Consider the following 23,979-nt stretch of genomic DNA (forward strand, 5'->3'; position numbering starts at 1 on the left):
AATTGCCATCATGAAGCACTTTCTATGAGCAAAATCGCAGGAGAGGGAGCTGACCGGGCCGTTTTGCTTTGCTCCTTCTCCGGCACACTTCTTGCTTTACTTCCTGAACTTCTACTCACTATCAGGTCCCTCCATGTCCCTTTCTGCCCTGAGTTTCGTACTGGCATCGAAAAAAAGTGAAATTATCTGCCTGCAACAACTGCTGGAGATGGGCAAGCTGGTTGGCGCAGTCAGCCAGCTTATCCACGTGCTGCAACGCGAGCGGGGCACGGCGAACATCTATTTATGTACGCACGGCGAACTGTGGGCGGAACAACTGAGTGAGCGGGCGTTACAGGTTCAGATGGCGGAACAGGCGGTGGATCAGCAGTTGCTGGCGCTGGATCTGAACGGGCAGAGCATGGGCAATGCGCCGCGTCTGTTCAGCCGTATCGCTGCCGTCTTACACAGCCTCAGCACGTTGCCGGTATTGCGCCGTCAGGTCCGGGCGCAGGATATCAGCCAGCCGGAAGCCATGCGGCAGTACAGCGAAGTGATCCGCACCCATCTGGCGCTGGTGTTTGAAGCCGCCGATATTTCGGGTGATCCGTCCATTTCACGGGCGTTACTGGCCATGTTCAGCTTTATGCAGGGTAAGGAACTGGCCGGACAGGAACGTGCATCAGGCGCTGCAGGGTTTGCCGCGCGGCATTTCGATGACGTGGCGCATCAGTTGCTGTTAGCGCTGATCGAAGGCCAGGAGCGGTGTTTTCAAACCTTCAGGGAATTTGCCGATGTCCGCTGTCTGGCGCTGTGGCAACAGCAACTGAGCGCTGACAGCAGCGAGTTCGAGCGGCTGCGGCGGATTGCCTGTACCCGCACCACGCCGGCAGATGACGGCCCGGTTGCCGCGCTGCGCTGGTTTGAGGTGACCACGGCGCGTATCGACGGCATGAAAGTGGTGGAAGATTTACTGGAAGAGGTTCTGATGGCGTGCTGCCGCGAGCGGATCCGCGAAGCGCAGGCGTCCCTTGCCCTTCAGCAGCAGGATATCGGACAAATTCCGCAACAGGAGTCGCATTATTCGGCGCTGATCCCGCCGCAGCTCAGCCGTTCCGTGCTGGAGCTGGTCGAGCAGCAATCCCGTCAGTTACAGGCGCTCGACACCGAACTGGCCGGTCTTCGCGCCACGCTGGCGGAGCGAAAATTGGTGGAACGCGCCAAAGGGTTGCTGATGCAACATCACGGCCTGACCGAACCGCAGGCGCATAAAACCTTGCGTGATATGGCGATGAACCAGAACAAGAAGCTGTCGGACATTGCCGAAGCCATGCTCGCGGTGTCGGCTGTATTCGGGAAGAAAGGCGAGTAATCCCTTAGGAGTATCTGCACTGTCCGTGTGCCATGGCGATGTGCACCGCGTGCCGTGGCGGTGCACCAGGCGGTCAGGCGCGCGCGGGAAATCCGCTAACGAGCTGATTTTATTACGATGCACGAAGTTGGCATACAAGCTGCATTGTTTTTCCACCATAAGGACTCAACCAATGGCGGTTTAGTCAGGATTACGGATAAAGGCGTCCGTCAGCGTTCAGGAAACTGAGCGCTGACTGGACGCTTTTTTTTTGCTCATTTTTCAACTTTACAGGAAGCCGCAATGACGCAAGACGATAAAAAAACTCCGGGGCAATTCTCCCGCCGCCGCTTTATTGCCGGGAGTGCGGTGCTGGGCGGCAGCATGATGATGCCGGGCTTTATGAACAGCGTCTGGGCGGCCGGTTCAGATGCGCCAGAGAAAAAAGAAATCCGTGTCGGGTTTATTCCGCTGACCGATTGTTCCTCCGTGGTGATGGCGGCAGTGAAAAAGTTTGATGAGAAGTACGGCATCAAAATTATCCCCAGCAAGGAATCAAGCTGGGCGTCGGTGCGCGACAAACTGGTGTCCGGTGAACTCGATGCCGCGCACGTGCTTTACGGGCTGGTGTATGGCCTGCAACTGGGCGTGTCCGGCCCGCAGCATGACATGGCGATGCTGATGTCGCTCAACAATAACGGGCAGGCAATCACGCTTTCAAATCAGCTGAAACAGGCCGGTGTCACCGACGGGGCCTCGCTGAAAAAAGGGGTCGATGCCAGCGCGAAAGGCACTTACACCTTTGCGCAGACATTCCCCACCGGCACTCATGCTATGTGGCTGTATTACTGGCTGGCGAACGCCGGTATCCACCCGTTTAACGATGTGCGCAACGTGGTCGTGCCGCCACCGCAAATGGTGGTGAACATGAAGATTGGCAACATGAGCGGTTACTGCGTCGGTGAACCCTGGAACCAGCGTGCCATTCAGGACGATATCGGTTTTACCGCTGCCACGTCACAGGAGATCTGGCCGGATCATCCGGAAAAAATTCTTGGCACCACCTCGGCCTGGGTCGCGGCCAATCCTAATGCCGCCCGTGCGCTGACTGCTGCCGTGCTTGATGCCTCACGCTGGATTGACACCTCTGATGCCAACCGCATCGAAACCGCGCAGGTCGTCGCCGCACGCGCCTACATCAATACGCCGGTGGCAACGATTCAGGGGCGGATGCTCGGCGATTACGAAAACGGGCTGGGCAAAAAGTGGAAAGATGCCCACAGCATGCGCTTCTTCAACGACGGCGCAGTCAACTACCCGTATCTCTCCGACGGCATGTGGTTCCTGACCCAGCACAAACGCTGGGGATTACTGGACAAAGACCCGGACTATCTGGCGGTCGCCAAAAAAATCAACCGCATTGATGTGTACAAACAGGCGGCGACGGCGGTCGGCGGCATCAATCTGCCGTCCGGTGATATGCGCAGCAGCACGCTGATGGACGGAAAAGTCTGGGACGGCAGTAACCCTGCTGAATATGCCAACAGTTTTGCCATGAAACGCTAAGTGAGGTCGCCGATGTCCGTGAATTCAAAACCTAATGTTATCGCGCTGACCGAACCGGTAAGTGCAGAAATCGTACCGATCGCCCCGGCAGCGCTAAACGTCGCACCGCCGGTCAGTGCCACAAAAACGGCTTACATCGCCCGGTTGCGTGTCGTGATGCGCCGCGTTGTGCAAAAAGCCATTCCGGCGTTGCTGGGCGCCATCGTCGTGATCGCACTCTGGCAGATTGCCGCGCTCAGCAGTAAAGGGTTTCCGACGCCGCTGAAAACCTGGGAAGCGGCCAAAGTGATTTTCGCCGATCCGTTTTACATCGCCGGGCCGAACGACATGGGCATTGGCTGGAACGTCCTGGCATCGCTCAAACGGGTGGCGATGGGCTTCGGGCTGGCGGCACTGATCGGCATCCCTGCGGGATTTCTGATCGGGCGCTTCAGTTTTATCGCCAGCATGCTCAATCCGATCATTTCATTGCTGCGTCCGGTCAGCCCGCTGGCGTGGTTGCCTATCGGCTTGCTGCTGTTCCAGCGGGCAGAACCCGCCTCGGCGTGGACCATTTTTATCTGTTCGATCTGGCCGATGATCCTCAATACGGCAGAAGGCGTAATGCGTATTCCGCAGGACTATCTCAACGTCGCGCGGGTGCTGAAACTCAGTGAATTCACCGTGATGCGCAAGATCCTGTTTCCGGCGGTACTGCCTTACATCCTCACCGGTGTGCGTTTGTCGATTGGTATTGCGTGGCTGGTGATTGTTGCCGCCGAAATGCTTACCGGCGGCGTCGGGATTGGTTTCTGGATCTGGAACGAGTGGAACAACCTCAACGTGGAAAACATCATTATCGCCATCCTGCTGATTGGCGTGGTGGGTATGGTGCTGGAGCAGGGGCTGATGGCCATTGCCCGCCGCTTCAGTTACGACAACCGTTAGGAGCCTGAGATGAAAAACGACAAAGCCATTATCCGCGTGCAGAACGTCAGCCAGAGTTTCCCTACCGCGAAAGGGCAGTTTCTGGCGCTCGACAACGTCAGCTTTGATATTGCGCAGGGCGAAACGGTCAGCCTGATTGGTCATTCCGGTTGCGGGAAATCCACCTTACTGAACCTGATTGCCGGGCTGAGCCGCCCGACGGAAGGCGTATTGCTGTGTGACAACCAGGAAATCACCGGCCCCGGCCCGGAACGCGGCGTGGTGTTTCAGAATCATTCGCTGCTGCCGTGGCTGACCACCTTTGAGAACGTCGCGCTGGCAGTGAATCAGGTGTTCAAAGGGGTGATGAGTAAAAGTGAAATGCGCGACTGGATTTCGCACAACCTCGACCTGGTGCATATGGGGCATGCGGCTGACAAACGTCCGGGTGAGATTTCCGGCGGTATGAAACAGCGGGTGGGCATCGCCCGTGCGCTGGCGATGAAACCGAAAGTGTTGCTGATGGATGAACCCTTCGGCGCGCTCGACGCCTTAACCCGTGCGCATTTACAGGATGCGGTGATGGAGATCCAGTCGCGTCTGAAAACCACGATTTTGCTCATTACGCACGACGTCGACGAAGCGGTGCTGCTTTCTGATCGCGTCATGATGATGACCAACGGACCGGCGGCGAAAGTCGGCGACGTATTGCAGGTGGACCTGGCGCGCCCGCGCTCACGGCTGGCGCTGGCTAACGATCCGCTCTTTCACCAGTACCGCCAGCAGGTGTTGCAGTTCCTGTATGAAAAACACCGGTCGGTTGCCTGATTCAGCAGGCGGGATAAGCGCAATGGATAAACCCACCCTGATAGTGATCGGCAACGGAATGGCAGGTGTGCGGCTGGTGGAACGGTTGTGCGAACGCGCGCCGGACCGTTACCGCATCCTGATCATCGGCGAAGAAAAACAGCCCGCGTATAACCGTATTCTGCTTACACCGGTGCTCGCCGGTGAGAAACACTTTGATGACATCGTGACCCATGACGCGCAGTGGTACAAACGTCACAACGTCACGTTTATCGCCGGTGCGGCGGCGACAGAAATTAACCGCGCTGCCCGCAGGGTGCGGGCTGGCGGCCAGATATTTGACTATGACCATCTGGTGCTCGCCACCGGTTCGCGGCCTTTTATGCCGCCGGTGCCGGGCGCACAACTGCGGGGTATTCACGGTTTCAGAAATCAGCAGGATGTGGAAAACATCCTCAGCGGAGATTATGCCGGACAACCGGCGGTGGTGATTGGCGGTGGCGTATTAGGGGTGGAAGCCGCTGCCGCACTGGCGCTGCGGGGCATGCAGGTCAGCCTGTTGCATCGCGGCGCTCATCTGATGGACAGCCAGCTCGATGAACATAGCGCAGAACTGCTTCGCGTCAGCCTCGCCACCCGCGGCATTACGTCTGTTTTACAGGCGCAGACACTGGCGTATGCCGGTGACCCTGCCGGCAATGTGCGGGCGGTGACGCTCAGCGACGGGCGTGAAATTCCTGCGCAGCGCGTGGTGGTGGCCGCCGGTGTCCGGCCCGATATTGCGCTGGCGCAGGCTGCCGGACTGGACTGCGATCGCGGCATTCTGGTCAGTGACACGCTGCAAACCTCCGACCCGGCTATTTCGGCCATCGGCGAATGTTGTCAGCAGGGAGAGCTGACTGCCGGTCTGGTCGCGCCGTGCTGGCAACAGGCTGAGGCGCTGGCGGCCCGTCTGGCAGGTTCGCCGGGGGTTTCGCCGGTGATGCACGCGGTGCCGCTGCGCCTGAAAGTGACCGGCATTGATTTGTTCTGCGCCGGTGAGCTGCACGGCGGTGACGGCGCACAGGTTCACACGGTGTCTGACCCGGTTGACGGCCATTACCGCCGCCTGTTGCTGCGTGATAACCGGCTCACCGGCGTACTGCTGTGGGGCGATATCAGCGACGGACCGGCGTATTTCGCCCGTATCAGCCATCCCGCCCTCCGCCAGACGCCACTGAGCATATTCAGCCCCGGCGATGAACCGGCCGCTTATGGCCTTCAGCCCGTTAAATCAGAACAGTTACCCGCCGAGGTAACGAGGAGCACTGCAATGTCGAAACCCGTATTAGTCATGGCCGGACACGGCATGGTCGGCCATCATTTCCTGCAACAACTGGTCGAGCGTGAACTGCATCTGCAATATCAGGTGATTGTGTTTGCGGAAGAAAAATCACCGGCTTATGACCGGGTACATCTGTCCGAGTTTTTCTCCGGTCGCAGCGCGGAGTCGCTGTCGGTGGTGGAAGAGGGTTTCTTTGCGTCGACCGGCATTGAACTGCGCCTCGGGCACAGCATCGGTCATATCGACACCCGCCACCGGTTTGTGGTCGATCATCAGGGGCGGCAGACGGCTTACGATTTGCTGGTACTGGCGACCGGTTCTTACCCGTTTGTGCCGCCAATCCCTGGCAACGATGCGCCGGGCTGCCTGGTTTACCGCACGCTGGACGATCTGGTCGCGATTCAGGCCAGCGCTGCCACCGGCAAAACCGGTGTGGTGGTGGGGGGCGGTTTGCTGGGGCTGGAAGCGGCGAATGCGCTCAAACATCTCGGGCTGCAAACGCATGTGGTGGAATTTGCGCCACGGCTGATGGGCGTTCAGCTTGATGAAGGCGGCGCGGCGATGCTGCGCCGTAAAATTGAAGCGCTGGATGTGCAGGTCCATACCGGTAAAGAAACCCGCGCGATTGTGGCCGGTGAAGCCAGTCGCTATCGCATGGAGTTTGCCGACGGCAGTCATCTGGAAACCGATCTGGTGCTGTTTTCCGCCGGTATCCGCCCGCGTGATCAGCTGGCAAAAGAGTGCGGACTGGAGGTCGGGCCGCGTGGCGGTATCGTGATTAACGACCAGTGCCGCACCTCTGATCCGGCCATTTTTGCTATCGGTGAATGTGCCTTGTGGAACGGGCAGATTTTCGGTCTGGTTGCCCCCGGTTATCAGATGGCGCGCACGCTGGCCGATACGCTTTCCGGCAGCGAGGTGGCGTTTAAAGGTGCGGACATGAGCACTAAACTGAAACTGCTGGGCGTAGAAGTGGCGTCAGTGGGCGATGCGCATGGCCGCACGCCGGGTAGTCAGAGCTATAGCTGGGTTGACGGTCCGGCGGAAGTGTACAAAAAAATCGTGGTTTCGCAGGACGGCAAACGTCTGCTCGGCGCGGTACTGGTCGGCGACAGCAACGAATACAGCACGCTTTTGCAGATGATGCTCAACGATATGCCGCTGCCCGCCAGCCCGGAAAGCCTGATCCTGCCCGCCAGTGCCGGTGCAGCGCCCCAAACGCTGGGCGTCGCGGCATTGCCGGACGGTGCGCAAATCTGTTCCTGTCATAACGTCAGCAAATCAGATATCTGTGACGCGGTGAAGGGCGGCTGCGGTGATATGGCGGCGGTCAAAGCCTGCACCAAAGCAGCGACCGGCTGCGGCGGCTGTGCGGCGCTGACCAAACAGGTGATGGAATTCGCACTCACCGAAATGGGTGTCGAAGTGAAAAAAGACGTCTGCGAGCACTTTGCTTATTCCCGTCAGGAAATTTATCACCTGGTGCGGATGGGCAACATCCGCAGCTTTGCCGAACTGATTGATAAACATGGCCACGGCAGCGGCTGTGAAATCTGCAAACCGCTGGCGGGATCCATTCTGGCGTCCTGCTGGAACGATTACCTGCTCAAACCGCAGCATTTACCCTTGCAGGACACCAACGATCGTTACTTCGCCAACATTCAGAAAGACGGTACCTATTCCGTGGTGCCGCGCATTCCGGCCGGTGAAATCACACCCGACGGCCTGATCGCCATCGGTCTGGTCGCCAAACGCTACAACCTCTACACCAAAATTACCGGCGGACAGCGGGTGGATTTATTCGGTGCCCGCCTCGAACAACTGCCGGAAATCTGGCAGCAACTGGTGGATGCCGGTTTTGAAACCGGTCACGCCTACGGCAAATCATTGCGCACGGTGAAATCCTGTGTCGGTTCAAGCTGGTGCCGCTACGGCGTGCAGGATTCCACCAGGCTGGCGCTGCAACTGGAGAACCGTTACAAGGGGCTGCGCTCCCCGCACAAAATCAAAATGGCGGTCTCGGGTTGTACCCGTGAATGCGCCGAAGCACAGAGCAAAGACGTCGGGGTGATTGCCACGGAAAAGGGCTGGAACCTGTACGTGTGCGGCAACGGCGGCATGAAACCGCGCCACGCTGATTTACTGGCGCAGGACATGAGCACGGAAGATCTGATCCGCACCGTAGACCGCTTCCTGATGTTTTACATCCGTACTGCCGACCGTCTGCAACGTACCAGCACCTGGATGGATAATCTTGAGGGCGGCATGGATTATCTGCGCCAGGTGGTGCTGGAAGACAGCCTGCACATCGGCGCAGAACTGGAAAGTGAGATGAATGCGGTGGTCGGCACATATCAGTGCGAATGGCAAACCACGCTGGCAGATCCGGACCGGCTGGCGCTGTTCCGTCCGTTCGTCAACAGCAATGAGCCGGATGAAGCGGTGGTAATGGTGACGGAGCGTCAGCAGGTTCGCCCGGCGACGTCGCAGGAACGCGCGGATATGGCAGTCGGCGCCGTAACTCAGCCGGTGATGGCGGTACAGGGCTGGGTGGAGTTGTGCGATCTCAGCGCCATTCCGGCCAATGCCGGTATGGCGGCGCGGCTGGCTAACCGGCAGATTGCGCTGTTCCATTTGCCGGATCACCCGCAGCAGGTTTTCGCGCTGAGTAACCATGAGCCGGACAGCGACGCCAACGTGCTGGCACGCGGACTGGTGGGCGATGTGAAAGGCGAGCCGGTGGTGATTTCACCGCTGTACAAACAGCGTTTCCGTTTACACGACGGGCGCAGCGTAGACGACGCGCAACGGGCGCTGAGCGTCTGGCCGGTGAAAGTGGAAAACGGTCGCGTCTGGGTGCAGGAACAGCCGGAGATGAAAACCGCCGACGCCGACATTATCGCGACGGTCAGCGTATGAAAACGCCTCCGGCAACAGCACCGGCGCTGACCACCTGCGCCTATTGTGGCGTGGGATGTGGTATCAGCATGCAACCGCAGGCCGGAGGTTTCAGCGCCAGCGGTGATAAAAATCATCCGGCTAATCACGGTCGATTGTGCGTAAAAGGCAGCGCGCTGGGAGAAACCCTGGGGTTACAGGGGCGGCTGTTACAGCCGGAAATCGACCATCAATCCGTCAGCTGGACGCTGGCGCTCGATACGATTGCACAGCGGTTACAGGCGGTCATTGACGAACATGGCCCGCAGGCGGTGGCGTTTTACGGTTCCGGCCAGTTGCTGACCGAGGATTATTATGTCGCCAATAAACTGATGAAAGGCTTTATCGGCGCGGGAAATATGGATACCAATTCGCGGCTGTGCATGGCGTCTGCCGTGGTGGGTTACAAACGCGCGTTCGGGGCCGACGCCGTGCCGTGCAGTTATCAGGATCTGGAACTGGCCGACTGTGTCCTGCTGACCGGTTCGAATACGGCCTGGGCGCATCCGGTGATTTATCAGCGGCTGGCACAGGCCAAAAAGAACCGGCCGGAGATGCGCATTATTGTTATCGATCCGCGCCAGACCGCCACCTGTGATATCGCCGATTTGCATCTGGCCTTGCGCCCCGGCAGTGATGCGGCGCTGTTCTGTGGTGCGCTGAACGCGATGGCGGAGAGCGGAAAACTCGACACCGCTTTCCTGCAACACCATACGCAGGGGGCTGAAGACGCGTTACGGGCGGCGCAGGACTGGACAGTGGCGCGTACCGCCGCGTATTGCGGATTACCTGTGGATCAGTTGCTGGCGTTTTATCAGATGACGGGTGACAGCCAGCGGCTGGTGACGCTGTATTCGATGGGCATTAATCAGTCCGGTTCCGGCGTGGATAAATGCAACGCCATTATTAACCTGCATCTGGCAACCGGCCATATCGGGCGTGCGGGCTGCGGGCCGTTTTCCATTACCGGCCAGCCGAACGCGATGGGCGGACGGGAAGTCGGCGGACTGGCGAATCAGCTGGCGTCGCACATGGGCTTTACGCCGGAAGATATCGGCCGCGTGGGGCGGTTCTGGAAGAGTGACAACGTCACGAAATCGGCGGGACTGAACGCCGTGGATCTGTTCCGCGCGGTGGAAGAAGGCCGGATAAAAGCGGTGTGGATCATGGGCACCAATCCGCTGGTGTCGCTGCCGGATGCCGACCGGGTACGGGCCGGGCTGGCGCGCTGCCCGCTGGTGATTGTCTCGGACATTATGCGCGACACCGATACCACCCGCGCCGCGCATATCTGTCTGCCCGCACTGGGCTGGGGCGAGAAAAACGGCACCGTGACCAATTCTGAACGCTGTATTTCGCGCCAGCGGGCATTTTTGCCCGCACCGGGTGAGGCGAAACCGGACTGGTGGATCCTCAGTCAGGTGGCGCAGCGTCTGGGGTTTGCTGAAGCATTTGCCTGGCAGCATCCGGCGGAGATTTTTCGTGAACATGCGGCGCTTTCCGGTTTTGAAAATCACGGCTCGCGGGCGTTTGATATCAGCGGGCTGGCGCAGCTTTCGGATGAAGAGTGGGACAGCCTGCGGCCTGTGCAGTGGCCGGTGAATGCGGCCAGTCCGCAGGGCACGGCGCGGCTGTTTACCGATAACAGATTCTTTCACCCTGACGGCAAAGCGCGGCTGATCCCCGTCACGCCACGGCTGCCGGTCAATCAGCCGGACGCCGCGTATCCGCTGATCATGAACACCGGCCGGGTCCGCGACCAGTGGCACACGATGACGCGCACCGGTAAGTCGGCGCGGCTGATGCAGCACATCAGCGAACCGTTTTGTCAGTTTCATCCCGCTGACGCGCCGCAGATCCAGTCCGGCGATCTGGTACGCGTTGTCTCCTCGCACGGCTGGCTGTTGCTGCGCGCCCGGCCTGACAATCTGCAACCGCGTGGCAGCGTGTTTGTGCCGATGCACTGGAACAGCCTGTTCAGCCAGCAGGCGCGGGTGGATGCGCTGATTGAAGCGCATGTTGATCCGCTGTCGGGACAGCCGGAAAGCAAACATATGCCGGTCAGCCTGAGCCGCTGGCCTGCCGCGTGGCAGGCCGAACTGTTTGTGCGGGGTGAAAATATTACGCCACCGGTGACCACTTACTGGAGCCTGATCACTCAGCCGGGGGTGACCCACTTTACGCTGGCCGACTCTTCGCTACCGGCAGACTGGATGGCGTGGCTGAAGGAGTCTTACGCCACGGACCACCTGCTCTGCCAGACCGCGCAACTGGGCGATGACGGTTTCAGCCTGCTGGCCTGGGCTGACGGTGCGTTACAACTGGCGTTCTATGCCCGCCGCAGGCCGCCGTCACCTGACCGGCAGGCGGTGCTGGCGGCATTCACCACACCGCCGCACACGGCGCAACAGCGTCTGGCGTTGCTGGCAGGCCGTGCAGGCAGTGATAAAGGGCCAGCCGGTGCCATCATTTGCAGCTGTTATTCCGTAGGGGAAATTTCGATCACGCAAGCCGTCCGCCAGGGATGTCACAGCGTGCAACAGCTTGGCGAAAAACTACAATGCGGCACAAATTGCGGCTCATGCATTCCTGAACTCAAAAAAATCATTGCCGGTCAGCTCGCCACGCTGACGGCGGGAGACAGCCAATGAACAACATTCTCGAAAAAACATTACAGATGCAGCAGATCGCGCAAATTCTGGCGGGTGCCAACCGGCGTAATCCGGTGTGTCGCGGTGAAGTCTGGCTGGTCGGCGCGGGGCCGGGGGATGTCGAGCTGCTGACCCTGAAGGCGTTGCGCGTGATCCAGCAGGCGGATGTGGTGGTGTTTGACCGGCTGGTATCCGCGCCGGTGATGGCGCTGATCCCCGACGAGGCGCTGCGCATCGATGCCGGTAAATCGACGCGCAATCACACGCTGGGGCAGGAAGAAATTAACCAGTTATTGGTCGATTTGGCGTTGACCGGTCACCGCGTAGTACGCCTCAAAGGCGGGGATCCGTTTGTGTTCGGTCGCGGCGGCGAGGAGATGGCGCATTGCCAGCAGAACGGCGTGCTGTGCCACATCGTGCCCGGCATCACGGCGGCGATGGGGTGCGCGGCATCCAGCGGTATTCCGCTGACCCACCGGAACCTGGCGCAGTCGGTACGGTTTGTGACGGGCCATGGCGCACAGGGTGAGCCGGACGTTGACTGGCGGGCCCTGGCCGAAGCGCGCCAGACACTGGTGTTTTACATGGGCATTGCAGGCAGCAGCAACATCAGCCAGAAACTGATTGCCCACGGCATGCCGCCGGAGATGCCGGTCGCGGTGATTGAAAGGGGCACGCAACCGGAACAGCGGGTATTCACCGGCACACTGAATTCACTGGAGAATATCATCGTGGCGAACCGTGTGGTCACACCCGCGCTGCTGATTATCGGTGAGGTGGCGGGAATGTACCGGCAGCCTGCACAAGCCGCGGCTGGTGTGTCACCTGCCAGTCAGTCAACAACTCGCCGTACAACGTTTCAGCTTGTGCCAGCGGCTGGTCGGGCTGACTGCTGGTGATGCGCGTAATAAGATTAAAATTTTGTTGCGCTTAAAACCCTTTGGGCCCGTGTGGGCGGCGAGCCCATGGCCTTGGTGTTGACCTTAACCTAAAGATTAAGACTCTGACCCGGTCTTCTTCCCCGCCAGCATGGCTAAAAAGTCATATTTGGCCTGCAGTTCTTTCTCCGCCGCCGCATACAACATTTCTGCCACTTCCGGCTGTTGGGAATTCAGCCTTCTGAAGCGCTGTTCATTATTGAGCGTGTCGGTCAGCCCGCTGGATGGCGGCCTTGAATCGAGCGCCAGTGCCGGTTTGCCTTCTTCCACACGACGCGGATCAAAGCGGTACAGCGGCCAGAAACCGGTGGTGGTCAGTTGCTTCATCTGGTCGTGGCTGAGCGCCAGATCGTAGCCGTGTTCCTCGCACGGGCTGTAGGCGATAATCAGCGACGGCCCCGGATAAGCTTCGGCTTCCTGAATGGCTTTGACGGTCTGATTGAGTTGTGCGCCGAGGGAAATCTGCGCCACATACACATGACCGTACATCATCATGCTCACCCCCAGGTCTTTGCGCGATTTGCGTTTGCCCTGTTCGGCGAATTTCGTGACGGCGCCGAGCGGGGTGGCTTTCGATTGTTGTCCGCCGGTGTTGGAATAACACTGCGTATCGAGTACCAGTACGTTGACGTTTTCGGTCAGGCTCAGCACGTGATCGAGCCCGCCGAAACCGATGTCATACGCCCAGCCATCACCGCCAATCAGCCAGATAGATTTATCCACCAGATAATCCGCGTCGGTGGCTAACTGACGCGCATCCGGCGTATCAATGTCTGCCAGGATTTTACGCAGCGCCGTGACGTGTCCGCGCTTCACTTCCGGTGTGGACGAGTCATCGCGCAGACCGCCGAGGACGTCTGCCGGAATATGCTCTTCCAGCGACGCAACCAGACGCAGCACACGGCGGCGATGCTGATCCACCGTCAGACGAAAGCCCAGCCCGAACTCGGCGTTGTCTTCAAACAGCGAGTTTGCCCATGCCGGGCCGCGGCCGTCTGCGTTGGTGGTGTAAGGCGTTGAAGGCAGATTACCGCCATAAATAGACGAACAACCGGTGGCATTGGCGATCAGCAAACGGTCGCCATAAAGCTGGGTCAGCAGTTTGATGTAAGGCGTTTCGCCACAACCGGAACAGGCTCCCGAATATTCAAACAGCGGGGTGATCAGCTGAGACGTGCGGATATCAATGCGTTCCAGCGTGGTTTGATCAATCTCAGGCAGTTTGAGGAAGAAGTCGTAACTGGCACGTTCTTCTTCCAGATGTTCGATGCGATCCGCCATGTTAATGGCTTTAATGGACGGATCCTGACGGTCTTTCGCCGGACACACTTCAACGCACAGATTACAACCGGTGCAGTCTTCCGGGGCCACCTGCAACACATATTTCTGACCGCGCATGTCGCGGGATTTCACATCCAGCGATTGCAGCGCAGACGGCGCGTCGGCCATAAATTCCGGCTGAACCACTTTGGCGCGGATCGCCGAATGCGGACAGGCGGCGACGCAGTGATTGCACTGCGTACACAAATCCGGTTTCCAGAGGGGCACTTCTTCGGCAATGTTGCGTTTTTCCCATTGCGTGGTGCCGGTCGGCCAGGTGCCGTCCGGCGGGAAGGCCGAGACCGGCAGCGCATCACCAAGTCCCGCCAGCATGGTGGCGGTGACGGTTTTGACAAAATCCGGTGCCGCGTCGGACACAATCGGCGGTCGTTTGCGTGGATTTTCAGGAATAGCCTGCAGCGGCACACAGACCAGCTCTTCCAGCGTGGCGGCCAGCGCCATCCAGTTGCGGGTCACAATCTCCTCGCCTTTGCTGCGGTAACTGCGGGCAATCGCGCCCTGCAATTCGGCGAGCGCCTGATCGCCCGGCAGAATTTGCGTCAGGTGGAAAAACGCCATCTGCATGACGGTGTTAATACGTGCACCCAGTTTACATTCACGGGCAATTTTGGCGGCGTTGATCACGTAGAAGCGGGCTTCGCGCTGAAGCAGCGTGGCCTGTACTTCGAGCGGTAAACGTGCCCAGACTTCACCGGCGCTGAACGGTGTATTGAGCAGGAAAATCCCGCCAGAACGCAGACGTTCTGCCATCTGATACAGGTCGATAAACTGCCACTGATGACAGGCGACAAAATGCGCCTGACTGACCAGATACGCGGATTTGATCGGCTTTTCACTGACGCGCAAATGCGACACCGTCAGGCCACCGGCCTTTTTGGAGTCGTAAACAAAATAACCCTGCGCATACATCGGGGTGCTGTTGCCGATAATTTTGATATTGTTTTTGGTTGCCGATACCGAACCGTCGCTGCCCAGCCCGTAGAACAGGGCTTCGAGTGACGCGTGCTGCGGTAACGCTTCTTCCAGCACCGGCAGTGACAAGCCGGTAACGTCGTCATAAATGCCGACGGTAAAGCGCGGACGCGGCCGGCTGAGCGACAGTTCGCGGAACACGGAAAGCACGCAGTCCGGCCCGAATTCTTTTGAGGATAATCCGTAACGGCCGCCAATAACTTTCGGCAGCGAATCGCGTTCGCCACGGGAATACGCTTCGGCCAGTGCGGTCATCACATCCAGATATAACGGTTCGGCCAGCGCACCCGGTTCTTTGGTGCGGTCCAGCACCGCGACGCTTTTCACCGTTTGCGGCAGCGCGGACAGCAAATGTTCAGCGCTGAATGGCCGGTACAGCCGCACTTTCAGTACACCCACTTTCTCGCCGCGCGCATTCAGGGTTTCAATCACTTCTTCGGCGGTGCCAATGCCGGAACCCATCAGCACGATCACCCGTTCAGCCTGCGGATCGCCGACATATTCGAACGGCTTATATTCACGGCCGGTCAGGGCGGCAAACGCATTCATCGCATCAATGACGTGCTGGCAGGTGGCGTTGTAATAGGGATTGGTGGCCTCACGGGACTGGAAATAGGTGTCCGGGTTAGCGGACGTGCCGCGGATCACCGGATGGTCCGGCGACAGCGCGCGGGCGCGGTGCGCATCAATCTGTGCCTGCGGTAACATCTGCTGGAGGGTGTCATCACTCAGCGGCGCAATTTTGTTGATTTCGTGTGAGGTCCGGAAGCCGTCGAAGAAATGGATAAACGGCACGCGGCTGTTGAGGCTGGCGACCTGAGAAATCAGCGCGAAATCCTGCGCTTCCTGCACGCTGGCGGCAGAGAGCAGGGCGCAACCGGTCTGGCGTACGGCCATGACATCGGAATGATCGCCAAAAATGGACAGTGCATGTGTGGCGACGGTGCGCGCAGCGACATGCAGCACGAACGGCGTCAGTTCACCGGCCAGTTTGTACAGCGTCGGGATCATCAGTAACAGACCCTGCGACGAGGTGAATGAAGTTGATAACGCGCCGGTTTGCAATGCGCCATGCACGGTGGAAATCGCACCGGCCTCCGACTGCATTTCCATTACCGTCGGGACATCGCCCCATAGATTTCTCTTCCCTTCGCCTGACCAGGCACCGGCAATTTCGGCCATGGTAGAACTGGGGGTGATCGGATAGATGGCAATCACCTCGTTGGTGCGATAAGCCACGGAAGCAACTGCGTTATTACCGTCAGTGGTGATCATGGAAGGCCCTTTTTGCTTTGCTCACAATGGCCGCCAGAGGAAAAATAGTTTTGCTGGCGAGAATGTGAAAAGCTTAGCAGAGGGCCGATTAATCGATTTATCCTGATTGTGTGCAGGGCTATTTCGGTTGTTATTTGAAGCGGTTACTGAATAACCCAAAGCACCAGGATTATTATTAGCTGTCGTGCAGAAGCCGGTTCGGGACAGCGGCTAAACAGGGTGCGTGAAGGGCGCGCGCGATGATTAATGAATATCTTTCGACAAATTCCGTCAGCATATAAGCGCCTCATCATTATATTTTCCCATGAATACAGGGGGAAAAGCGGTTAATTACGGTTGGTTTTATGAATTAAAGAAATAACCGGCCGAAATAAAATGTGTCTGAGTGTTTAAATTTGAGATTATTTTAGGAAAAAGTTGATGTTATTTTGCCGAAAGGCTCGACGCAGGCGAAAAACGTCGGATATGATGGCGATTCGCAAGAAATCCCCGTTATATTCAGGAGCAGGACAGATGATCACTGCGTTTCGCGTGTTACTGGCCGCCGGTGTGCTGGTGTTATCCGCATGCAGCAGCCATGACGATTCGGCTGACGTTCCACAAAAAGGCAACAGTGTTAATATCGGACAACGTACCGTTAATATGGACAGCCCGGCGTATGCAGCCTGTTCAATGGCGGGCGGGCAATTGCGCATGGCGCCGCAACTTGATGGCAGCCGCGTTGGCATGTGTTCGATGGCTAACGGTCGTCAGTGCTCGGAAAGTGCGTTGATGCAGGGTGTGTGTAAAGCCTGATAAGCGCCAGACAGGGGTCTGGCGTTTTTGCATTTTATTAACACGGCAGAAAATAACGCGGCAAAAAATTGCGCGCTTACCTCCGGTCTTTCAGACGATAAACCAACTGGTGTTTACCTTGTGTCAGGGTCAGTTTGTTTTCCTGCAAGGTCAGCGCCGCGCCGTTATTTAGCACATCGCTTATCACGTGATCCCACTTATTCAGGTTTTCATCCGGACACAACATCATAGTGGACGCCAGTCCTTTCACGGTCAGTACGTTGTTATGCAACTGGCCCTGGCCCATGAAGTTATTACACATCTTGCCGGAAACGTGCATGTTTGAGCCGAACTCAATGTCCGGTATGCGCCCTTGTGCAGCAGGGACCGTCTGACCATCAACGCTCAGCAATTCAAAACGGTGATGCTGCAAATCGGTCTGCTTTACGGTGGTATTCTGATTCATGCTGCAGGCCCCCAGGGTCATCGCGGCGGCCAGAACAAACAGTGACTTCTTCATCTTCTCTCCTGAGAAATATTCCTTTAACATTTGTCATGTCGATATATTCAACTGATTTATGCGACATTTTCGGGGATATTATAGCGTGAATGAGTTGCGAATTTAAAGCCTGCCATATTCCTGTCGTCATCTCCCCATCATAAAAACGTCATTTTAGCCCGCTAGGTTATGCCCATCACAGGTCAGAGAGACTTACAGCGGCATGAGCTTTTTATCACTCCGTCACATTCGCAAATCCTGGGGGACTAAAGTCGCCCTCAATGACATCAGTTTTGATGTAGAAGAGGGGGATTTTATCGCCTTGCTCGGCCCCTCGGGCTGCGGGAAATCGACGTTACTGCGCACCATCGCCGGGCTGGAAACGGCACAAAGCGGTACGTTGTATTTTCAGCAATCCGATGTCACGTCGCTGGCACCTTCACAGCGCAAGCTGTCGATGGTGTTTCAGTCTTACGCATTATTCCCGCACATGAATGTCCGCGAAAATCTGCTTTTCGGGCTGCGCGCGCGCGGTGAAGACAAGCAACATTTTGCGGCGCGGCTGGCGGACGTCAGTAAGTTGATGGAACTGGAGCCGCTGCTCGACCGGTTGCCTTCACAGCTTTCAGGCGGTCAGCAACAGCGCGTGGCGCTGGGCCGGGCGGTGATCGCCAATAACAGGCTGTGCCTGATGGATGAGCCGCTTTCTAATCTTGACGCCAAGCTGCGCCAGAGTATGCGCCGCGAAATCCGTGCGATTCAGAAAAAGCTCGGCCTGACCCTGTTGTATGTCACGCACGATCAGACCGAAGCGATGAGCATGGCCGACAAAATCATCCTGCTCAACGATGGCTGCATTGAGCAGCACGACACGCCGGACAACCTATATAACAACCCGACCAGCATTTTTGCCGCGCAATTTATCGGTGCGCCGCCGATGAATATTCTGCCGCTCGAACGCCGCGGTCAGCATCACTATCTCGCCGGTACGCCGCTGCCGGTGCTGGAAAATATCAACGAAGACGCCCTGAGTCTCGGCCTGCGCGCCGAAGATATTCAACTGATTTCGCCTGAACACGCCAGCCTGACCGCGCAGGTCGTCAGCCATGAATACATGGGTGCGGATACGCTTGTGGCCTGCGCGCTGGCCGGATATCCGGAGCTGCTGACTGTGAAAGTTGCGGGCATGAAGCGCTTTGCCGACGGCCAGAACGTCGGGCTGCAATGGATCACGGGCGCACAATATTTTTTCATCACAGCAGACGGAAAACGCTGCTTCCACGCTGAGCAATCCTGTTTGCAGTCAGATCAGAGAGTTGCCGTGTAGTGGTCAATTTTTGCTGTTATTGACTTTTTCTGACTCATACAACACCTATTGCCGAAGGGAAAACTATGTCACCTGTTCACCGTTTTTCACGTCTTGCTACCGCCGTTCTGCTTATCACCGGAACCTCTGCTTTTGCGGCAGATCCGGTGAAATTACAAATGTATTACCCGATTGCTGTCGGAGGGAAAATCAGTCACACGGTGGATACGCTGGTAGAGGATTTCCAGAAAACGCACCCTGATATCAGCATTCAGCCGGTATACACCGGTGATTACGCCACGACAGTCACCAAAGCGCTTACGGCATTCCGTGGCGGCAATGCCCCGCAAATTGCGGTGATCGGCGATATTGAAGCCTATTCCCTGATCGACGCGGGCGCGATTTTGCCGGTCAGCGATCTGGCGAATGACGCAGACGGCAAAAAATGGATCGACGGTTTCTATCCGGCCTTTATCCGCCATATTCAGGATAAAGTCTGGGGCATCCCGTTCCAGCGTTCGACGGTGGTGTTGTACTGGAACAAGCAGGCATTTGAGAAGGCCGGTCTGAACGGCGATACGCCGCCTGCCAACTGGCAGCAGGTGGTCGATTTCGGTAAAAAACTGGTGGTGCGTGACGGTTCAGAAGTGAAGCAGTGGGGCATTGAAATCCCCTCAACGCCGAACGGTTACTGGAATTTCCAGGGGATCGCGGCCACCAACGGCAGCCATCTGGATAATGGCAAAGGCACCGCGGTAACTTTCGACACGCCAGCCAACGTGGAAGCCCTGCAATGGCTGACTGATCTGGCGCAGAAAGAAGCGGTGTCACCGAAAGGCACTATCGCCTGGGGCACCACGCCGCAGGACTTTATCGACGGCAAAACCGCGATGATGGTCACGACGACCGGCAACCTGACCACCGTGCGTGAGAATGCGAAATTCCCGTTTGGCGTGGCGATGCTGCCGGAGAAAACACAGCGCGGCAGCCCGACCGGCGGCGGCAATCTTTACGTCTTTAAAAACACCACGCCGGAGCAACAGAAAGCGGCGCTGGAATTTATCCGCTGGGTTTCTGCCCCTGAACAGGCAGCGCGCTGGAGTATCGCCACCGGTTATGTCGCCACATCCCCAGCCGCGTGGGAAACCCCGGTCATGCAGGATTACGTGAAACAGGTTCCGCAGGCGCTGGTGGCCCGCGAACAACTGAAATATTCGCAGCCGGAACTCTCGACCTATAACAGCGTGCAAATTCAGGAACTGATGAACCATGCGATTGAAGCGGCGGTGACACAGGCTAAAACACCCGCCGATGCGCTGAGTTCGGCGCAGAAACAGGCTGACCGCCTGCTGAAACCGTATCAGTAAGTAGGAAAAGGAACAGCATGAGCACATTTCACGCGGTCCTTCCGGCCACCCGCACACGCGGGTTGTCATTACAGCTTTACGGCTATTTGTTGCTGTTGCCTGCTTTAGGATTTCTGCTGTTATTTACTCACTATCCGGCGCTGGCAACGGTGTGGGAAAGCCTGTTCAGCGCCGGTCGCAGCGGGCATCCGCCGCAGTTTGTCGGGCTGGATAACTACCGTGCGCTGCTTGACGACGATGTGTTTATGTTGTCGTTACGCAACAATCTGCTCTACGCCCTTATCACCATTCCGCTGTCCGTCGCCCTGGCGTTGCTGATGGCGCTGGCGGTGAACCGCCGTTTGCGCGGCAATGCACTGACCCGCGCCGCTTTCTTTATTCCTTCGCTGTTGCCGATGGTGGCGATTGCCAATCTGTGGCTGTTTTTCTATACGCCGCAACTCGGTTTGCTCAACAAGATGCTGGCGCTGTTTTCGCTGCCCGCGGTTAACTGGCTGGGCGAACCGGGCACGGCACTCTACAGCCTGATGGCGGTTTCAGTCTGGCGTGAGGCCGGATTCTTCATGATTTTTTACCTGGCTGCATTACAGCAAATCGACCCGCGCCTGGCCGAAGCGGCACAAATAGAAGGGGCGTCGCGCCGCTATTTCTTCCGCCGGGTGCAGTGGCCGTTGCTGATGCCGACCACGTTATTTGTGCTGATCAATGCCTCGATGAATGCGTTCAGGATTGTCGATCAGGTGATTGCGATGACCAACGGCGGGCCGAACAACAGCACCAGTTTGCTGCTGTTTTACATCTACCGCACGGCGTTCAGTTACTGGGATTTACCGGCCGCGTCGGCAATGACCGTCGTGTTACTGGTGATCCTCGCCGCCATCGCGCTGATTAAATTCAATCTGCTGGATAAAAGGACGCACTATCAGTGAAACCATTTTCTTTCAGCCGTCTGGTCCTCAATCTCGCCATCTGGCTGGCGGCGTTACTGTGGTTTTTACCGGTGCTGGTCGCGGTCTGGGTGGCCCTTCATCCGGCATCCGTGCAGGGCAGTTTTTCACTGTTTGCACCGCTGACTTTTCAGAATTTCATTAATGCCTGGCAGGCGGCACCGTTTGCCCGCTACTTCATGAATACCACCTTGCTGGTGCTGATGATTGTGGTCTGTCAGCTGATTCTGGCGACACTGGCGGCGTATGCTCTGGTGCGGTTTAAACTCAAAGGTGCCGGATTTATCTTCGCGCTGATCCTGCTGCAACTGATGATAAGCCCCGATGTGCTGATCCTGAATAATTACCAAACCATTGGCGCGCTCGGGTTGCGCGATACGCTGGCAGGCATCGCGCTGCCGTATTTTGCCTCGGCGTTTGCCATTTTCCTGCTGCGCCAGACGTTTAAAAGTATCCCGCTGGTGCTGGAAGAAGCGGCGATTGTCGAAGGTGCCAGCCGGTTTTATATCCTGCGCAAAATCTATATCCCGCTGGCGAAACCGATTTATGTCGCCTTTGCGCTGGTGTCCATCAGCTTCCACTGGAACGATTTTCTCTGGCCGTTAGTGATCACCGATTCAGTCAACGTGCGGCCGGTAACGGTCGGGCTGCAGCTGTTTTCCGCGCCGGAGCAGGGCGTGCAATGGGCGCTGATCAGTGCCGCCACCCTGATGACGGTGTTGCCGCTGCTGGTGCTGTTCCTGATATTTCAGCGTCAGTTTGTTCAATCCTTTATGCGGGCAGGGATCCGATAAGATCCCGACAGGAGAATGTTATGACCGTCACTACGTTATCCCCTTTGTTATCCGAACGGCAGGAACAGGCGCTGGGCAATGTGAGTTCGTTTTATCAGTTGCCGGAAGTTCACGACGCGCTGGTCAACGGCGCACGGCTGCGTTTCGGGCTGATTGCTGACCCGCAGTATGCTGATGCCGATCCCCAGAAAATCCGTTATTACCGCAACAGCCTGAATAAACTGGCCACCGCCATCAATGAACTGAATGATTTAAAGCTCGATTTTGTGGTCACGCTGGGTGATCTGGTGGACCGCGACTGGAGCAGTTTTCAGGCGGTTCTTGATTGTTATGACACGCTGCGCCACCCGCATGCGGCGGTGATCGGCAACCACGACGCGCAGGTAATCTCCGAGCATCTCGGGGCGCAGAAACCGGCTATCGGATTACCGAAAAGTTATTATTCGTTCAGTTTGCCGGGCTATCGTTTTCTGGTCATCGACGGTAACGACGTCAGTTTGTATTGCAACCACGCCAATGCCGATGACCGCCAGTTAGCAGAATATATGCTGGAAGAACTGACAGAATGTCAGCAGTCGCAGGCGCAGCCATGGAACGGTGCGGTCGGACCGAAACAGCTTGAATGGATTGAGAAAAACTTGCTTGAGGCGCGTGAGCAGTGCGAGGTGGTACTGGTTTTCGGCCATTATCCGCTGACACCGGTTAACAGCCACAACCTGTGGAATTGTGAAACGCTGGTGGAATTGCTGTGCCGTTACGACGTTCGCGCCTATTTCGCCGGTCACGATCACCGTGGTGGTTATGACCGTGTGGGCAATACTGATTTTATTACCCTGAAAGGCATGGTCGACGGCGAAAGCAGCCTGCCATTTTCCTCGGTCACGCTGGCTGATGACGTGCTGACCCTCACCGGTTACGGCACGGAAATCAGCCGGGTGCTGAGCCGCTGAGTGTATTTCAGCACGGCGGCAGAAAGTAAAAAGGCTCACCGGAGTGAGCCTGGGAAGCCAGACTGTGTTTACGCGGTCAGAGCAGATTCGGGCAGGCCACACCTTTTGCCAGTTGATCAATATTCAACAGCGTCGTTTCTGAAATGCTGGTTAACGCATCGCTGGTCAGGAAGGCCTGATGGCCGGTGAACAGCACGTTGTGGCAGGACGACAGGCGGCGGAACACGTCGTCAAGGATCACTTCGTTAGAATTGTCTTCAAAGAATAAGTCACGTTCATTCTCATAAACGTCCATGCCCAGTGCGCCAATTTTTTGCTTTTTCAGCGCATCAATAGCCGCAGTGGCATCCAGCAATCCACCACGGCTGGTGTTCACGATCATCACGCCGTCTTTCATTTTAGAGAACGCTTGTGCATTGAGCAGATGGTGGTTTTCCGGTGTCAGCGGGCAGTGCAGGGAAATGACATCAGATTCGGCATACAGCGTATCCAGGTCGACATATTCTGCGCCGAGTTCGAGGGCCAGCGGGCTGGGATACGGATCAAACGCCAGAATGCGCATGCCGAAACCTTTCAGGATCCGCATCGCCGCTACGCCAATTTTACCCGTGCCGATAATGCCTGCGGTGCGCTGATACATGTTAAAACCGATCAGGCCTTCCAGTGAGAAGTTGGCTTCACGGGTACGTTGATAAGCGCGATGAATGTGGCGGTTAAGACACATCATCATACCCACTGCATGTTCGGCTACCGCTTCCGGCGAATAGGCCGGTACGCGCACCACTGAAATCCCCAGTTCTTTCGCGGCATCTAAATCGACATTGTTAAAGCCCGCACAACGCAGTGCCAGCGTTTTAATGCCCAGAGACGCCAGCTCCTGCAACACTTCGCGGCTGCCATCGTCATTGACAAAAAGACAGACTGCATCGGCACCTACCGCCGTTTTCGCCGTTTGCGGGGTCAGCAGAAAATCGAAAAATTCCAGTTTATAGCCATAATGTTCGTTGACCAGTTCCAGATATTTCCGGTCGTAATTTTTAGTACTGTAGACAGCCACTTTCATGGTGTTTCTCCGCAGTGAGTTTGAATCTCTGGCAAAACGCTTTCCGCATGTTTTATAAGGAATAAACAGTTTCAGAAACAATTCGCAATAGGCCATCAAACTAGCAGAGCGCAGCAAGGCAGACAATTTATCCTGTGCTATTTGATGCAGGTCTTCTGGCATTCCTGTCATCAGTTATTACGCTAATTATGATATCTTGCGGGCGTTTAGACCATTTAGTGAAGCATAAGAC

General features: G+C 57.1%; 16 protein-coding genes. 13 read left to right on the forward strand and 3 right to left on the reverse strand.

The features are described 5' to 3' along the window. The first annotated feature begins 133 nt into the window (after positions 1 to 133). The 7 genes from RAHAQ2_RS10785 to cobA all read left to right on the forward strand — a co-directional run bounded on the left by RAHAQ2_RS10785 (position 134) and on the right by cobA (position 12,420). Positions 134 to 1,351, forward strand: a complete 1,218-nt coding sequence (locus RAHAQ2_RS10785) for a nitrate regulatory protein (RefSeq protein WP_015697256.1) — start codon at positions 134 to 136, stop codon at positions 1,349 to 1,351. Positions 1,352 to 1,633: 282 nt separating this feature from the next. Next, positions 1,634 to 2,896, forward strand: coding sequence for a CmpA/NrtA family ABC transporter substrate-binding protein (locus RAHAQ2_RS10790; protein ID WP_015697257.1), 1,263 nt, complete (start codon positions 1,634 to 1,636; stop codon positions 2,894 to 2,896). Positions 2,897 to 2,908: 12 nt separating this feature from the next. Next, positions 2,909 to 3,823, forward strand: coding sequence for a nitrate ABC transporter permease (gene ntrB, locus RAHAQ2_RS10795; protein ID WP_015697258.1), 915 nt, complete (start codon positions 2,909 to 2,911; stop codon positions 3,821 to 3,823). Positions 3,824 to 3,832: 9 nt separating this feature from the next. Further along, positions 3,833 to 4,630, forward strand: a complete 798-nt coding sequence (locus RAHAQ2_RS10800; protein WP_015697259.1) for an ABC transporter ATP-binding protein — start codon at positions 3,833 to 3,835, stop codon at positions 4,628 to 4,630. Positions 4,631 to 4,652: 22 nt separating this feature from the next. Next, on the forward strand, positions 4,653 to 8,852 hold the full coding sequence (gene nirB / locus RAHAQ2_RS10805; RefSeq protein ID WP_015697260.1) for a nitrite reductase large subunit NirB: 4,200 nt from the start codon (positions 4,653 to 4,655) through the stop codon (positions 8,850 to 8,852). Beyond that, positions 8,849 to 11,521 (forward strand): nitrate reductase, encoded by a 2,673-nt coding sequence (locus RAHAQ2_RS10810; protein WP_015697261.1) that lies wholly within the window; start codon positions 8,849 to 8,851, stop codon positions 11,519 to 11,521. Before nirB ends, RAHAQ2_RS10810 begins: the two co-directional genes overlap by 4 nt. A gap of 26 nt (positions 11,522 to 11,547) precedes the next feature. Then, positions 11,548 to 12,420 carry a uroporphyrinogen-III C-methyltransferase gene (gene cobA, locus RAHAQ2_RS10815; protein WP_238532081.1) on the forward strand — a complete coding sequence of 291 codons (873 nt, stop codon included), beginning with the start codon at positions 11,548 to 11,550 and terminating at the stop codon, positions 12,418 to 12,420. Positions 12,421 to 12,516: 96 nt separating this feature from the next. Here cobA and nifJ read toward each other — a convergent pair whose 3' ends face one another. Then, positions 12,517 to 16,047, reverse strand: a complete 3,531-nt coding sequence (gene nifJ, locus RAHAQ2_RS10820) for a pyruvate:ferredoxin (flavodoxin) oxidoreductase (RefSeq protein ID WP_015697263.1) — start codon at positions 16,045 to 16,047, stop codon at positions 12,517 to 12,519. Positions 16,048 to 16,560: 513 nt separating this feature from the next. Between nifJ and RAHAQ2_RS10825 the strand changes: the two genes are divergently transcribed. Further along, positions 16,561 to 16,842, forward strand: a complete 282-nt coding sequence (locus RAHAQ2_RS10825; RefSeq protein WP_015697264.1) for a putative hemolysin — start codon at positions 16,561 to 16,563, stop codon at positions 16,840 to 16,842. Between the two features lie 76 nt (positions 16,843 to 16,918). Here RAHAQ2_RS10825 and hslJ read toward each other — a convergent pair whose 3' ends face one another. After that, entirely contained in the window at positions 16,919 to 17,341 is a 423-nt protein-coding gene (gene hslJ, locus RAHAQ2_RS10830) for a heat shock protein HslJ (RefSeq protein WP_015697265.1), read from the reverse strand. A 202-nt stretch (positions 17,342 to 17,543) separates the two neighbouring features. On the opposite strand from hslJ, the gene RAHAQ2_RS10835 reads away from it, so the two are divergent. The 5 genes from RAHAQ2_RS10835 (at position 17,544) to RAHAQ2_RS10855 (ending at position 22,684) form a co-directional block, all read left to right on the forward strand. After that, complete coding sequence (locus RAHAQ2_RS10835; protein ID WP_015697266.1) at positions 17,544 to 18,647, forward strand: ABC transporter ATP-binding protein; 1,104 nt, start codon at positions 17,544 to 17,546, stop codon at positions 18,645 to 18,647. A gap of 65 nt (positions 18,648 to 18,712) precedes the next feature. Beyond that, complete coding sequence (locus RAHAQ2_RS10840) at positions 18,713 to 19,993, forward strand: ABC transporter substrate-binding protein (protein ID WP_015697267.1); 1,281 nt, start codon at positions 18,713 to 18,715, stop codon at positions 19,991 to 19,993. A 17-nt stretch (positions 19,994 to 20,010) separates the two neighbouring features. Continuing rightward, positions 20,011 to 20,922: a carbohydrate ABC transporter permease gene (locus tag RAHAQ2_RS10845; protein ID WP_015697268.1), complete on the forward strand. Its 912-nt coding sequence runs from the start codon at positions 20,011 to 20,013 to the stop codon at positions 20,920 to 20,922. After that, positions 20,919 to 21,734, forward strand: a complete 816-nt coding sequence (locus tag RAHAQ2_RS10850; RefSeq protein WP_015697269.1) for a carbohydrate ABC transporter permease — start codon at positions 20,919 to 20,921, stop codon at positions 21,732 to 21,734. Before RAHAQ2_RS10845 ends, RAHAQ2_RS10850 begins: the two co-directional genes overlap by 4 nt. A 20-nt stretch (positions 21,735 to 21,754) precedes the next feature. Next, positions 21,755 to 22,684 carry a metallophosphoesterase gene (locus tag RAHAQ2_RS10855; protein ID WP_015697270.1) on the forward strand — a complete coding sequence of 310 codons (930 nt, stop codon included), beginning with the start codon at positions 21,755 to 21,757 and terminating at the stop codon, positions 22,682 to 22,684. Between the two features lie 76 nt (positions 22,685 to 22,760). Here RAHAQ2_RS10855 and RAHAQ2_RS10860 read toward each other — a convergent pair whose 3' ends face one another. Further along, positions 22,761 to 23,747, reverse strand: a complete 987-nt coding sequence (locus RAHAQ2_RS10860) for a 2-hydroxyacid dehydrogenase (protein ID WP_015697271.1) — start codon at positions 23,745 to 23,747, stop codon at positions 22,761 to 22,763. Between the last annotated feature and the right edge of the window lie 232 nt (positions 23,748 to 23,979).

This window comes from Rahnella aquatilis CIP 78.65 = ATCC 33071 (assembly GCF_000241955.1).
Lineage (GTDB): Bacteria > Pseudomonadota > Gammaproteobacteria > Enterobacterales > Enterobacteriaceae > Rahnella > Rahnella aquatilis.

Coding starts and splice junctions, on each gene's coding strand:
- RAHAQ2_RS10785 (WP_015697256.1), top strand. CDS start 134: ATGTCCCTTTCTGCCCTGAGTTTCGTACTGGCATCGAAAAAAAGTGAA.
- RAHAQ2_RS10790 (WP_015697257.1), top strand. CDS start 1,634: ATGACGCAAGACGATAAAAAAACTCCGGGGCAATTCTCCCGCCGCCGC.
- ntrB (WP_015697258.1), top strand. CDS start 2,909: ATGTCCGTGAATTCAAAACCTAATGTTATCGCGCTGACCGAACCGGTA.
- RAHAQ2_RS10800 (WP_015697259.1), top strand. CDS start 3,833: ATGAAAAACGACAAAGCCATTATCCGCGTGCAGAACGTCAGCCAGAGT.
- nirB (WP_015697260.1), top strand. CDS start 4,653: ATGGATAAACCCACCCTGATAGTGATCGGCAACGGAATGGCAGGTGTG.
- RAHAQ2_RS10810 (WP_015697261.1), top strand. CDS start 8,849: ATGAAAACGCCTCCGGCAACAGCACCGGCGCTGACCACCTGCGCCTAT.
- cobA (WP_238532081.1), top strand. CDS start 11,548: ATGCAGCAGATCGCGCAAATTCTGGCGGGTGCCAACCGGCGTAATCCG.
- nifJ (WP_015697263.1), bottom strand. CDS start 16,047: ATGATCACCACTGACGGTAATAACGCAGTTGCTTCCGTGGCTTATCGC.
- RAHAQ2_RS10825 (WP_015697264.1), top strand. CDS start 16,561: ATGATCACTGCGTTTCGCGTGTTACTGGCCGCCGGTGTGCTGGTGTTA.
- hslJ (WP_015697265.1), bottom strand. CDS start 17,341: ATGAAGAAGTCACTGTTTGTTCTGGCCGCCGCGATGACCCTGGGGGCC.
- RAHAQ2_RS10835 (WP_015697266.1), top strand. CDS start 17,544: ATGAGCTTTTTATCACTCCGTCACATTCGCAAATCCTGGGGGACTAAA.
- RAHAQ2_RS10840 (WP_015697267.1), top strand. CDS start 18,713: ATGTCACCTGTTCACCGTTTTTCACGTCTTGCTACCGCCGTTCTGCTT.
- RAHAQ2_RS10845 (WP_015697268.1), top strand. CDS start 20,011: ATGAGCACATTTCACGCGGTCCTTCCGGCCACCCGCACACGCGGGTTG.
- RAHAQ2_RS10855 (WP_015697270.1), top strand. CDS start 21,755: ATGACCGTCACTACGTTATCCCCTTTGTTATCCGAACGGCAGGAACAG.
- RAHAQ2_RS10860 (WP_015697271.1), bottom strand. CDS start 23,747: ATGAAAGTGGCTGTCTACAGTACTAAAAATTACGACCGGAAATATCTG.